The following is a 12,457-nucleotide window of genomic DNA, read 5'->3' as shown; positions in this document are numbered from 1 at the left end:
ATTATGAACTCCTCCCTATACCTAGTTGTTGTTTTAGTTCTTTTAAATATTTCCGGCTCACATGGATCGAGACATCATTCTCAAGCAGTAATTCCGTTGCGCCGATTTTGCCCATTTGTATCGAGGCAATTTTATTGATATTCACAAGGGTCGATTTGCTCACACGTACAAAGTCTTTGGCGAGCTGCGCTTCTAGTTCATACAATTTGCGTTTCGATTCGAACTCCTGCTCTTCCGTCTGCAAAAATACTTTTGCGCCTTCTGCATAAATCGAGTAAATGTCGCTAATTTTTAGCAGATGAATATCCTGCTGTAAATAGCCATCGATCATCGTCGTTTGCGCTGCTTGTAGCTGTTTCATTAATTGATCGATTTGCCCGTTATATTCTTTCGCATGTATATGGATCTCCGTCTCTTCTAGCTCATGATTAATCGTTAAATGAATTTTCATAGGAGGCCTCCTTCCGATGAAGCTACTGAATCAGTATAGTATGAATGTAACATAGAAATTTTTGGAGGTGGGAAATTGTTAGGTAAGAGGTTAGAAATGGTTCATAACAGGTGATTTTTGGGGTGTATAAAGAGTAGTAAAATTTATTGATAGATAATAAAATCCATAGCGAGGAGGCTTTACATGCCTAAAATTGACAATATGCTAGCGGTTTTATGGATGCTCAATTCAGGTCAAAAAATTACGGCAAAGCAGATTTCAGAAAAGTTAGAGCTGAATATAAGGACTGTGTATCGTTATATTGATACACTTTCGACAAGTGGTGTACCTATCATTTCAGACGCAGGGCATAACGGTGGGTATACTTTATTGAATCATTTTATTGAAGCGCCTCTTTTCTTTGATTTTGAGGAGCAAACCGCACTATTTCACGCGGCTGTTTTTGCAGAAGACGCCGGATATTATGGAGGCGAAGCACTAAATCGGGCAATTTCCAAGCTAAGCAACTATTCAAACGAAGAACAGGAAAGAAAGATAAACCAACATTTCAACAGTCTTGAAGTCATCAGTCGAACAAATTCCCTTTCGATAGAACCTTTCTTGAAAGAATTAGAGCAGGCTGTAGCTGATGGATACTCTGTAAACATTCGATACGATAAAAGTGGCGAAGAGCCATCAAAGTATAGACTAGTTGATCCATATAGAATTATTTATTGGAATAATAAGTGGTATGTGATTGGATTTTGTCACCTTAGGAGTGAGATCCGTAGTTTTAGAGTAGATCGAATGGAAAGTTTAGTGCTCACCAAAAATAAATTTAATCCACCAGAAAATTTTTCAGCAGGTGACTTTTTTATGCAAAATCTCCTGCCAACGATAGAAGATAAGGAGGGGGTTATCTCTTTCGTTATTTCTGGAAATAAAAGAGTGTTGGATGATCTTTGCCAACATTGGTTTTTAGGGCAGTATTTACAAGAACGGACTTCAACTCAAGCAACATTTCTTCTTGAAGAAGATATCATACATACACAAGTACCTTACTTGCTTTTACCATACGGAAAATCTATTCAAGTTATTGAGCCAATCAGTTTGAAGAAAAAGCTAGTTGAAGTTCTGTCGGAATTAATAACATTTCATCAAGTATGATCACTTCACTGACGTTAGTTGTCAGGGAAGTTCCATTATTATAGGCTATATCAACTGTGATTGGAGTGTTATTGGATGCAAACGACGAAAGTTTATCTTTATGTATTTAGTACAATGTCAGACTGGGAATATGGATATTTAATCGCTGAACTAAACTCAGGAAGATATTTCAAAAAAGGGGTAGCCCCTTTAAAAGTAGTTACAGTAGGAACGACTAAAGAAATGATTACTACAATGGGAGGGTTGGAGATAAAACCGGATATCTCCCTTGATGAGTGTACTCTTGAGAGTAAAGACCTTATCGTTTTACCGGGAGGAAATACTTGGGGAGAAGATATTCATCAACCGATCTTGAAAAAAATCGGCGAAGCTTTAAAGCTGGGTACTGTCGTTGCTGCAATTTGTGGTGCAACTGATGGTTTGGCCAATATGGGCTACTTAGATTCTAGAAAGCATACAAGTAATAACTTAGATTATACTAAAATGGTCTGCCCTAATTATAAAGGAGAAAAGTTTTATGAGACGGGACCTGTAGTATCTGATGAGAATTTAGTTACTTCATCAGGAATAGCTCCTCTAGAATTTGCGATGGAAGTGCTGAAAACCTTAAATGTATTTGCATCAGATACATTGCATTCATGGTATAACCTACATAAGACTCATCAAACTGAATATTTTTTCGGTTAATGAATTCAATAAATAGATGAGTGGAAAAATCAATATTAAGCGCTAATTGTTCCTTCACTCTATACAAAAAGACGGTCATCTACATGAGGACCGTCTTACCAATTCATCCGAAGTGTCAGCTAGCTTCTGATGTGGTGATAGAGTAATGTTTCACATGAAAATCCCACCTCCATACGAGTGGGATACATATGTTTAATTGAGGTCTTCTCTTTGTTTTTTCTTCAAACGATCTTCTAATACGCGAACCATCGCTAGGAAATGGTTTGCTTCACGGACGACATGATCAGCTAATAAAGGGTCAATGACGCTTTTGATTTGGCAAGTTTTAATTAATTCTAAGCCGGCTACTTTAAAATTTCGTATTTCGGTCGCCGCATTTTCGCTGTCCTTATTCATTTTTCCAATAATTGGGTACGTCGGTTCTTTATTGAATAACATCGATTCTACATCTCTCGCTTGGTTCAGTAGCACTTCAAAATCATCCGCAAACTCTCGCGCCGTTTTCACTAATTTACGCTCGGACTGATCTAATAAAGAAGCGATAAAGCGAGAATGTTCCATCATAATTCGCAACCAAAAGACATTTTCGCTAATGATCGCATCTTGAATCGGGTCTAAAATCCCTTGATTGAACTTTTGAAGTGTTCGTATAAAATACTCTGCTTCCCGAGCAATATGGTCGACGAGCAAGGGGAAATTAAAGCCGCTCACTTTACAATTAATAATCATCAGTAACAGATTTCTTTTGAAATTACGAAAGCCGTACACGATTTGAATGCTGTCTTCGTTTAATTTCCGAACAGCTTGAACCGTCTCTGGTGTCTGCAAAGCTCTTTTTTCCTGTTGTTCAAAGTATCGATAAAAATTGTCGGTTTGCTGAATAAGATGTTTATCTTTTTTATTAAATCCTTCCCCAAGAAAATAAGCATGTTCTTTCATGATCCGTAGCCAAAATCGATTCTCCGTAAGCGAACGCTCAATGAACATCTTTTCTGTTAACGCTTCAGCCGGAGCCGCTTTCGTCTCCGGGGCAATCAGCATTTGCTGTCCAAAATCCGCTTTATCCCGCATCGTTCTCCCCCCTTTGTTCTATACATCCTATTTGATAGGAGGGAGAATTATGTGTGGAATCAAATGTGAAAAAGTGCAGAACTAGCAGGAGCGAGGGCGTGCAGATGGGAGATGAAGCCCCCTATTCACTGATTTTCATACTTCCAACGAAAATGTCCGGCAATCTGTTGGCTATAAGAAGATAATTTAATTTCAGCGGCAAAAGGTGGAGCGTTATGAATTAAGTAAGGGACGCCATCTTTTGCTCGTTTATCCGAGATGATGCCGGTGTGATCCGTGCCCTCTAAATAAACGACAATGTCTCCAGGCTGCCACTCCGCCAAATTTTTCTCATCGCCAGGAATGAATTCCGTCGTTAACGATTCGGCGTGCCGCTCAAGAAACACAAACTGATTCGGCACTCGTCTGAAATCGATATTGGCATCTGGCTGCTCATTCACACGTGGATATAAAGACGGATTGGCTTGAATATCTTGATCAATTAAATCCTTCAATTCAACGTCGATGCCCATCAGACCTCGCCAAATGACATCCGTGCATACCCCTTCACTTTCCGGTGGGTAGCCCTCGGCATAGTAGTTGCTTTCATACTTCGTTCGATTTTCTACTTCTTTCCTCGCCGTCTGGACGATATCTAGCGGATCAGCCACGCCATTTTCATTCTGATCGACTTGTGAATAATGCTTTTCCACCACTACTTTTTTTGTAAAAGGGGACTGCAAATGAATCCCGATCGTATCTAAAATCATCCCGTTTCTGAAAAAGATCGTAAACAACGAGACAACTGTTAAAATAGCAATAGATGAGTAGAGGAGTAGTTTTTTTAGCTTCAATTGAATATACCTCGTAAATTGGAATTTATTACTCCTATCATACTATATATGGATTTTAGTGACTTGTTTTATTATTTAATTTGTACATATGAAAAATAAAGAAAAGAGTATGATTATGATTGAAAAATATAAAAATGAAGTTGTTATTGATGTCTATCGTGGAAATGATGAAGAATTAACAAGTACAATTGAAGAGATAAAAGTTTATTCGAAAACATATGAATATGATAAAGTTACAGTTGTGGAGTTTAAAAAATCTGGTTTGGATTTTATGGATAAAGAACAATACATAGTAACATTGCAGATTGAAAGAGATACAAATAATCTCGGTAGAAAGTACGAATATGAAGAAGAAAAATTATTTGGTTTTTATGAAGACGAAGAAGATTGAATATAATTAAAGTTTCACTCCTAAATATATGTATGAACCTAAAGGCTCTATATATAGAAAGAAATTAATACAGGATGAACAGAAAAGGAAGTAATTGATGCATAGAAAATGGAGTAAGGTCAAAAAACAATTAGATGGATTGATATGTGACAGTTTAAGGGAACGCATTTTGTTCCAAGTGACAAACTATCGTAAAGCTCATGATCAGATGGGGAGAGTCTTTATTCGAGTAGATCAAAAAGAAGTCATCAGTATGTGCTCAATAAAGACGGAATCGGAAATCAACGAAAGAGAATATGAACTAAGAGATGATGATGATATATACAATAGAAGCGAAAATTTAAGCATTCAGGAACAAGCTAGAAAGTGGGCAAATGCTGATGGGTATTTTGAACAGACTGATTTTTTTCAAGCGCTGGATGAGTATTTTTCCGTGAAAATTGAGCAGGCTCTTCGTTCAACTAATCCTCTCGTTAAGATGTTGGCCGTTATTGATCGCAGAACTGGAAAACGTACGCTGTTAAAACTTCAGGAGCAGATGGAAGAGGAGCATCCATTTGTGAAGTATATGTATGAGTTAAGGATGGGAATTAACTAAACAAAGCGTGCAAAACACGCTTTGTTCAGTCAATGCTATTCATTAAATCTTCCATGATCGCCTCATCCATAGGCCCGACGACTTTTTCTTGGATGAGGCCGTTGGAGTCGATGATGTAGCTCGTTGGGATCGTGTACGCTTGATATTCTGGTCCGACTGTTCCTTGTTTGTCAAGTGGAATCGGGAAGGTGAGTTCGTACTCGTTGACGAATTCCCGAATGCTTGCTTTCCCCTTATCTGTGTTCGTTAAGTTGACGGCTAAAATGGCAATGTCATTGTCTTTATTTTTCTCATAAAAAGATTGCATATGCGGCATTTCTGCTTTACAAGGTGGACACCATGTGGCCCAAAAGTTGAGAATTACTTTCTTGCCTTTATAATCTGAGAGTTGCACTTGTTCTCCAGTTAACGTCGTCAATTCAAAATCAGGTGGTATGTTTCCAGGTTCAAGCCCGATTTGTTCGGTTGAATTTGTTTCCTCTTGTTGTATAGTTGATTCAGCTTTATTGTCAGGTTTCCAAACGTTGACGATGATGATGCCGAGCGTTAAAGCTAAAATCGCGAATGTTAACATTTTTTTCTTCATGGCGCGTCGCCTCCTTTAACAGAAGTATGAACGGCTTTTGTTAAGGATTGATGAAGAAGTGGGAGCTCGATCGAAAAATGATGATGATGTCCGTCTGTTTCCACGCTAATCGACCCTTGATGCGCTTCAATAATTCGGCGAGCGATCGCAAGTCCTAACCCCGTTCCCGGTGTACTTCTTGAACGCTCCATTCGATAAAAACGATCGAAAATCATCTCTTTTTGCTCTGGGTCAATCCATTGACCACGGTGGGAGAGTGTGATTCGATACGTGTGATCTACACAAACGCCACGGATATAGAAGTGGTTTCCTTCATTATAATCAATCGTATTTTGCAAAAGATTCGTCAACACTTGCTTCAAGCCATCTGTATGTCCTTTCACAATCGCCGCTTCAAAGTCAGCCTCGAATGTTGAAAACGTATGCTGTAGCTTTAAATCAAAAGCAGTGACCGATTCATCAAGCAACTTGTCCATCTCGATCTCTTCAAAAGGCTTCTGTAAAAAATAAATGCCTTTGTCCCAAGCGTTCAATTCAGTAATTAACTCGACCACTCGCGTAATGCGCTGTGATTCATCCAAAAGGGAGCCGAATAAAGCGGCATCGCCTTTAATAACTTCGTGATGTAGCGCTTCTAAATAACCGTTCATATTCGTCAGCGGTGTTCGCAATTCGTGGGCGATATCCTTTAACATTTCTTCTCGCTGATTTTGTACGGATGCTAATGTTTCGACCATTTGATTGAAATTGCTCGCCAATTCAGTCAAGCCGCTAGAAGTGGAGACATCAATTGGAGCGGGGGTGCGACCAGCAGAAACTTCTTGTGCGGCATTAGATAAAATTTTGACAGGTTTCACAATTTGTTTAGCGAAGAAATAATGAAAGATGCCCGCGATGACGAAAGAAAGAACACTGACGATCACTAAAAAGATGTTGAGCATTTGCACGAGCTGTGGGCCCGTAATATTTTCGGCATTGACTAAAAAACAGGCGTAGTCTTTGACAGACATGCCTGCTAGTAGGATGACGAGAGCAATGACGAGACTATTGACGACGACTAATTTGGAAAGTAATAATTTAAAGTCCTGCAAATTTATACCCCATTCCTCGCACGGTCTGGATGTAATCTTGTGGCGTTTTTTCTTTTATTTTTTCACGAAGATTTTTTATATGAACGTCGATCGTTCGCTCGGTGACCGCTTTTTCATGATGTTGATACAAATACGATAAAATTTGCTCGCGTGATAACACTTGTTCAGGATGCTGCATGAATAAGTGCAGCAAGCGGAATTCAAAATTGGTGAGCTCTAACAATTCGCCATTCCATTTCGCTTCACCTTTGACGGGCTTCACTGTTAACCCATTGAAACTGAGCTTGCCGCAGCGGCTAGACGTTCTTCGTAAAACTGCTTCGATTCTAACCATCAGCTCAGCGGGGCTGAACGGCTTGACGACATAGTCATCAGCCCCTAATTTAAAGCCGTCAATTCGATGTTTCTCAGATACTTTCGCTGTTAGCATAATGACGGGCATAAGGTTTTTTAAGTCTTCACGCAACCAGCGGCAAAGTTCTTCTCCACTGATTTTTGGCAGCATTAAATCAAGAATTAATAGGCAAGGGTCTAGTTGCTCAATCAGTTCTTTCGCTGTTTGTCCATCCGCCGCTTCAATAACTTCATATCCTTCCTTCATTAAATAAATTTTGACGAGCTGTCGGATTTTATCGTCATCTTCCACAATTAAGACCGTTTTTCCGATTAAATTGGTGGCTGTCAAAGGTGATCCCCCCTTCGTTAAAACTGAAATAAACTATAGGCTGAGAGCCAAGCACTAATTTTTTGCATTTGTCCGCTTAATACAAGTAAGCCAAGGCCGATCATAATCATGCCGTTTACAAATGATAATTTCGATAAGTATTTATTGATTCGCTTCATCGCTTTTAATGAATAGGAAATAGCAATTGAGATGAGGAAAAAGGGAATCGCCATTCCAAGTGAATAAGACGTTAGCAAAAACATTCCTTGATTGACGGTATCAGATGAGCTTGCTAATAATAAAATGGATGATAACGCTAGGCCGACACACGGCGACCAACCACTCGCAAAAGCCATGCCGAGCACCATCGAGCTGAACATGCCTTTTGGCTTTTGATTCGTTTGTATTTTCTTTTCCATCATAAGAAACTTAATGTTGATAAGTCCAGCCATTTGCAATCCAAAGATAATGATCAACACCCCTGCTATTTGCATAACAACCCATCGATAATCCATAAATATTTTTCCTAAAAAAGTAGCGGATGCTCCCATGATAATAAAGATGAAGCTAAATCCGAGAACGAAACCAATCGAGCGTGTGATTAATTTATTTCTTTCTACTTGCAGTTGAGCATTTTCCACCGTTCCACCTGTTAAATGGGTGACGTAAGCAGGTAATAAAGGGAAGACGCATGGGGAGAAAAACGATAATATCCCTGCGGTAAAAGCAAATAATAAGCCAACATCAGTCATTTGAATCACTCCTTTCCTTCATCATGAACGACTTCTGTTAAGTTTCGATGAAGATCGTATAAAACATTCCATCGCTCACATACTAACGAAGTACGGCTATCACTTAAAAAGGGGATGACTCAATGCAATTTCAAAGTGGGCAAACTCATCAAAATATGCAAACGGGAGCTGTACCACAGCAATTGAACCATGGTGGGCATGAAGTGATGGATGTTCATGAGGTGTTATCGGGTTCGATCGGAGCGATGAATCAGTACACGATGCTGAGACAGTATGTGAAGGATCAGGAGCTGCTAGGTATTCTCGATCGACAATATCAATTTATGCAGCAGGAATATAATACGACGGTCGATTGTTTCCGTTCTGGTCAAGATCCGGCTGTTCCGACGCAAAGCTACGAGATGACCCAGAATAATGACTTCATTTTTGGACTTACGCCAACCCAACAAAAGAAGCCGATACAATCTATCTCTGAAATAACGGATGAAAACGTGTCTGGATTGATGCTTGGAGCGATGAAGTCTTCCGCTGCCTTGAAAGCGATGGCCGCTTGTGAAGTGACCAATCCAGTCGTTCGCCGCGTATTAGCGGATTCCGTACCGAACTGCATTGAAATGGCGTATGAACTTTCCATTTATCAAAACAAACATCATTACTATCAAGTGCCGCAATTTTCCCAACAGGATATGCAGCAAATGGTTCAAGCATTTGCCCCTGCCCAGGGCAATCCAACCGCCCATTAAAAAAACAGAAACGCCGTCCTTTTGTGAGGATGGCGTTTCTGTTTACTGGTATAATGAATGAAGAGGTGAACGAATGAATACATTTATCGAATTAGGAATTAACGAACGTTGGGCGAAAAAGCTGAGCGATCAAAGCGTGACGGAACCAACTCCGATCCAACAAGAAGCAATCCCATTTTTATTAAACGGAGAAGACGTCATTGCACAAGCGAAAACCGGGACAGGAAAAACATTTGCTTTTTTACTGCCGATTCTTGAAAAAATAGACACGGACCAACCGTATATTCAAGCACTCATCGTAACGCCAACGCGAGAACTGGCCCTGCAAATTACGAATGAATTGCAGCAGTTAACGAAGGATGAAGATGTGAATGTACTAGCGGTTTATGGCGGACAAGATGTCGAACAGCAATTGAAACGACTGAAGCAACATATACATATTGTTGTCGGAACGCCAGGTCGATTGTTAGATCATATTCGTCGAGGAACCATCGATTTAACCGATGTATCGACGTTAATTCTCGATGAAGCCGATCAAATGCTACACATCGGCTTTTTAGATGAAGTCGAATCGATCATCCGCGAAACGCCGTTCACAAGACAAACGGCTTTATTTTCCGCGACGATGCCAAAAGAAGTGCGACGATTAGCGAAACGCTATATGCGTGAGCCGCGTTCGATTCAAGTGCATAGTAAAGACATGACCGTTGAAAAAATAAGTCAGTATGTCATTGAAACGACCGATCGCCGCAAACAACAAGCCCTTTGCCAAACGATCGACGAAGCTCAACCGTTTTTAGGCATTATTTTTTGCCGAACAAAACGCCGAGTCAGCAAGCTTTGCGATGAGATGAAAGCGAAAGGATATAACATTGACGAACTGCATGGCGACTTGTCCCAAGCAAAAAGGGAGCGAGTCATGAAGCGATTCCGCGACTGCGAGCTTCATTTACTGGCAGCGACGGATGTTGCGGCTCGTGGATTGGACGTTGAAGGAGTGACGCACGTATTTAACTATGACATTCCACAAGATGTCGAAAGCTACGTTCACCGCATCGGGCGAACCGGACGAGCAGGGGAAGACGGAGCGGCCTTTACCTTTGTAGCATTGAAAGACAAAGACTTATTGAATGCGCTTGAAACAGGGCTTGGCCGTAAGCTCGAGCGAAAAGAAGTCGAGGTGGGGGAATTGCCGGTCGTTAACAATCGAGAAAAGCGCCCTTCTAGTAAAAGAAATAATCGTAGAAGATGAGTAAAACCAGCCTGTGGGCTGGTTTTTATTTAGTGAACTTTTTCGCTTATCGGTGAGATTTTATATATTTCAGTCTAAAGGCGATATGGCCTTAAAGTGATTCCCAAAACACTAGCGACACAACATTATTCTACACTCCATTTGAAAATCCTCATTCCGCCAGTTTGACTTGCAATCCTCGCAAAGCTCGAAAAGAAATGTAACAGGTTTCCCCATTTATCATTGTTAATGTTCTCTCTTTTTTATTAATTTCTCGAACATGTTGTAGATTGATAATATAGCTTTTATGACAGCGGTAAAATCGGCTGTCTAGGCTTTCAAGTTCCTTTAACTTCCCATAAAATTCATAGTGTCCGTTTTTAGTATGTAATTCTATCTTATGAACTTGACTAGATGTAGCAAAAAAATAAATTTCTTCATAGGGAATGTTTTTAATAAGCTCTCCAATTTTTAACTGAAAGTAGTGTCCCTCATCTACATGTCCTAATTGTTTATATTTTTGATAAGCAACTTCTAACGCTGTGATTAGTTGATGTGTAAGCTCCACTTTCTCTCTTTTTACTATGAAGTCAAGTGCGGCTAGTTTATATGTAAAAGTTAATTGAAGCATTTCTGCATGTGTAGTTACAAAAATAATACTTGCTTGAGGATCATATTCCCGAATGTTACTGGCTAATTCTAGACCTGTTAAAGAGCTTCCTAATTCAATATCTAAAAAATAACAGTCCGCTCGATCGTGTTCTATATAAGCGAGTACGTCTTCTGGATTAGAAGTTGCTAAGGCGAATTCTATACTCGGATACTGTATTAGCGCATATTTTCGTAGCTTTGAATAAATATATTCAAGTTGTGCAGCATCGTCCTCGCAAATTATCACTTTCACGTCATTTTCTCCTGTCTTGAATGTCTATTTCTTGAATAAACCAATTCTGTTCGATACGTGTATTCATAAGGACCTGTGGATAACGCTCCAAAATATTTTTAATATTGGCTAGCCCAGTACCGCGACCTTTACCTTTTGTAGAGAATGAGTCCTTGAATATATTCACTAGATCAATTGAATCGTCTTGCAGAGTATTTCGAATAATGATGACCGTTGAATCTGATTTCGTTTTAAAGAAGGCAATATTAATTTCGCCTCCGTATGCCGTTTCGTTTGCCTCAATGGCATTGTCAATTAAAATACCCATAATTCTTGTTAAATCAATAATGTTCATATCGATATTGTCAATGACTTCAGGTATTTCAATACTGATTTTGATGCCTTGTTCATCTGCTTGGAGGGCTTTTGTAGCTAATAATCCTTTTAAGCCAATTAGTTGTAAGTTGTCTAAGTTTCCTAACACTCTATTTTTAAATAACGTATGAGCCTCTGTTCGTAAAATATGTTGTCGGAAATATTTTTTCAGATCATCTAAATTATCGTCATCTAGATAGCCTTTCATTGTCAGTAAAATATTTCGATAATCATGACGGAACTTTTGCATATCTCGGTTAACTTGTTCAAGAGCCTCCATATATGCCGTAAATTGCTCCATCTCTATTGTACGCTGCTTGATTTGATTTTCCTTTTTTACATTATATAACAGTAAGCTAAACGAAAGAATCATTAATAAAGAATAGCCTAATTGAATCACTAAATTGATTTTCACTAGCTCCATTTCATCTTGATTAGATGGGATAAAAATATTCAAGTAAAAAACAAAAATAGTCGTGCTAACGATAATGAAAATAAGTATTTGTACGAATAATGGGATATCCAAGTGAGCCATTATTTTTTCGATACTCTTTTTGTAACCATAGACAAAAATGGCGAAAATCAAAAGAAAAAATAAAGAGTGTGAAAAAGTATATACAACGTTTTCTAAATGAAATAGATCAATATTCACAAGTTGTGCTAGATGATCGGCTAACATAGCACCTATAAAGAGAATACATAAGTCTAGTAACACTCGATAATTGTTTGAAAATCTATAAAACAATATGGTGGTTGCAGAAAACAGCGTAATGATGCCTAACCAAGGTGCTATCCATATGTATACACAAACAGTTGGTAAAACAATACCTACTATCATAAAAAATATTTTTCGGCGATCTAATTGAATGTTTAATGTATAGGTTAGCCCAACAAAAATGGCGATAAATTCAATTAAAGCAGTATACATAGAACTACTCATCGATTTAATTCCAAC

At 39.0% G+C, this 12,457-nt stretch carries 14 protein-coding genes and 1 pseudogene; 6 read left to right on the top strand and 9 right to left on the bottom strand.

Going from position 1 to position 12,457, the window contains the following annotated elements:
- Window position 1 precedes the first annotated feature (1 nt).
- Entirely contained in the window at window positions 2-451 is a 450-nt protein-coding gene (locus ACSVDJ_RS15850) for a LytTR family DNA-binding domain-containing protein (RefSeq protein ID WP_439167134.1), read from the bottom strand.
- Window positions 452-634: 183 nt separating this feature from the next.
- Between ACSVDJ_RS15850 and ACSVDJ_RS15845 the strand changes: the two genes are divergently transcribed.
- Both ACSVDJ_RS15845 and ACSVDJ_RS15840 read left to right on the top strand, forming a co-directional pair.
- Complete coding sequence (locus ACSVDJ_RS15845; protein WP_439167132.1) at window positions 635-1,597, top strand: helix-turn-helix transcriptional regulator; 963 nt, start codon at window positions 635-637, stop codon at window positions 1,595-1,597.
- A 75-nt stretch (window positions 1,598-1,672) separates the two neighbouring features.
- Window positions 1,673-2,304, top strand: a pseudogene (locus ACSVDJ_RS15840) (type 1 glutamine amidotransferase family protein).
- Between the two features lie 172 nt (window positions 2,305-2,476).
- Here ACSVDJ_RS15840 and ACSVDJ_RS15835 read toward each other — a convergent pair.
- Both ACSVDJ_RS15835 and ACSVDJ_RS15830 read right to left on the bottom strand, forming a co-directional pair.
- Entirely contained in the window at window positions 2,477-3,355 is an 879-nt protein-coding gene (locus ACSVDJ_RS15835) for a DUF2935 domain-containing protein (RefSeq protein ID WP_439167131.1), read from the bottom strand.
- A 125-nt stretch (window positions 3,356-3,480) separates the two neighbouring features.
- Window positions 3,481-4,188 (bottom strand): DUF1287 domain-containing protein, encoded by a 708-nt coding sequence (locus ACSVDJ_RS15830; protein ID WP_439167128.1) that lies wholly within the window; start codon window positions 4,186-4,188, stop codon window positions 3,481-3,483.
- Window positions 4,189-4,303: 115 nt separating this feature from the next.
- Here ACSVDJ_RS15830 and ACSVDJ_RS15825 point away from each other — a divergent pair, with 115 nt between their 5' ends.
- Together ACSVDJ_RS15825 and ACSVDJ_RS15820 are read left to right on the top strand one after the other, a co-directional pair.
- Entirely contained in the window at window positions 4,304-4,579 is a 276-nt protein-coding gene (locus ACSVDJ_RS15825; RefSeq protein WP_439167891.1) for a hypothetical protein, read from the top strand.
- Between the two features lie 97 nt (window positions 4,580-4,676).
- A complete protein-coding gene (locus ACSVDJ_RS15820) occupies window positions 4,677-5,177 on the top strand; it encodes an SF0329 family protein (protein WP_439167126.1) in 501 nt (166 codons plus the stop codon).
- A 25-nt stretch (window positions 5,178-5,202) separates the two neighbouring features.
- On the opposite strand, the gene ACSVDJ_RS15815 is transcribed toward ACSVDJ_RS15820, so the two are convergent.
- The 4 genes from ACSVDJ_RS15815 to ACSVDJ_RS15800 are packed head-to-tail and all read right to left on the bottom strand — an operon-like array spanning window position 5,203 to window position 8,270.
- Window positions 5,203-5,763: a redoxin domain-containing protein gene (locus ACSVDJ_RS15815; protein WP_439167124.1), complete on the bottom strand. Its 561-nt coding sequence runs from the start codon at window positions 5,761-5,763 to the stop codon at window positions 5,203-5,205.
- Window positions 5,760-6,854, bottom strand: a complete 1,095-nt coding sequence (locus ACSVDJ_RS15810; protein WP_439167122.1) for a sensor histidine kinase — start codon at window positions 6,852-6,854, stop codon at window positions 5,760-5,762. The genes ACSVDJ_RS15815 and ACSVDJ_RS15810 overlap by 4 nt, the downstream gene beginning before the upstream one ends.
- Window positions 6,841-7,539 (bottom strand): response regulator, encoded by a 699-nt coding sequence (locus ACSVDJ_RS15805; protein WP_439167120.1) that lies wholly within the window; start codon window positions 7,537-7,539, stop codon window positions 6,841-6,843. Before ACSVDJ_RS15805 ends, ACSVDJ_RS15810 begins: the two co-directional genes overlap by 14 nt.
- A gap of 17 nt (window positions 7,540-7,556) precedes the next feature.
- Window positions 7,557-8,270 (bottom strand): cytochrome c biogenesis CcdA family protein, encoded by a 714-nt coding sequence (locus ACSVDJ_RS15800; protein ID WP_439167118.1) that lies wholly within the window; start codon window positions 8,268-8,270, stop codon window positions 7,557-7,559.
- Between the two features lie 122 nt (window positions 8,271-8,392).
- Here ACSVDJ_RS15800 and ACSVDJ_RS15795 point away from each other — a divergent pair, with 122 nt between their 5' ends.
- Window positions 8,393-9,013: a spore coat protein gene (locus tag ACSVDJ_RS15795; RefSeq protein WP_439167116.1), complete on the top strand. Its 621-nt coding sequence runs from the start codon at window positions 8,393-8,395 to the stop codon at window positions 9,011-9,013.
- Between the two features lie 73 nt (window positions 9,014-9,086).
- A complete protein-coding gene (locus tag ACSVDJ_RS15790; protein WP_439167115.1) occupies window positions 9,087-10,265 on the top strand; it encodes a DEAD/DEAH box helicase in 1,179 nt (392 codons plus the stop codon).
- Between the two features lie 151 nt (window positions 10,266-10,416).
- Here the strand turns inward: ACSVDJ_RS15790 and ACSVDJ_RS15785 are convergent, their stop codons facing one another.
- Together ACSVDJ_RS15785 and ACSVDJ_RS15780 are read right to left on the bottom strand one after the other, a co-directional pair.
- The gene (locus tag ACSVDJ_RS15785) at window positions 10,417-11,148 is read right to left on the bottom strand and encodes a LytR/AlgR family response regulator transcription factor (RefSeq protein WP_439167113.1); all 732 of its coding nucleotides are present in this window, start codon (window positions 11,146-11,148) and stop codon (window positions 10,417-10,419) included.
- Window position 11,149: 1 nt separating this feature from the next.
- Window positions 11,150-12,430 (bottom strand): GHKL domain-containing protein, encoded by a 1,281-nt coding sequence (locus ACSVDJ_RS15780; protein ID WP_518619351.1) that lies wholly within the window; start codon window positions 12,428-12,430, stop codon window positions 11,150-11,152.
- Between the last annotated feature and the right edge of the window lie 27 nt (window positions 12,431-12,457).

The organism is Bacillus sp. Hm123 (genome assembly GCF_051842975.2).
GTDB lineage: Bacteria > Bacillota > Bacilli > Bacillales > Domibacillaceae > Bacillus_CE.
Note: the sequence above shows the minus strand (reverse complement) of the source record. Positions and strands in the feature narration are given on the sequence as shown.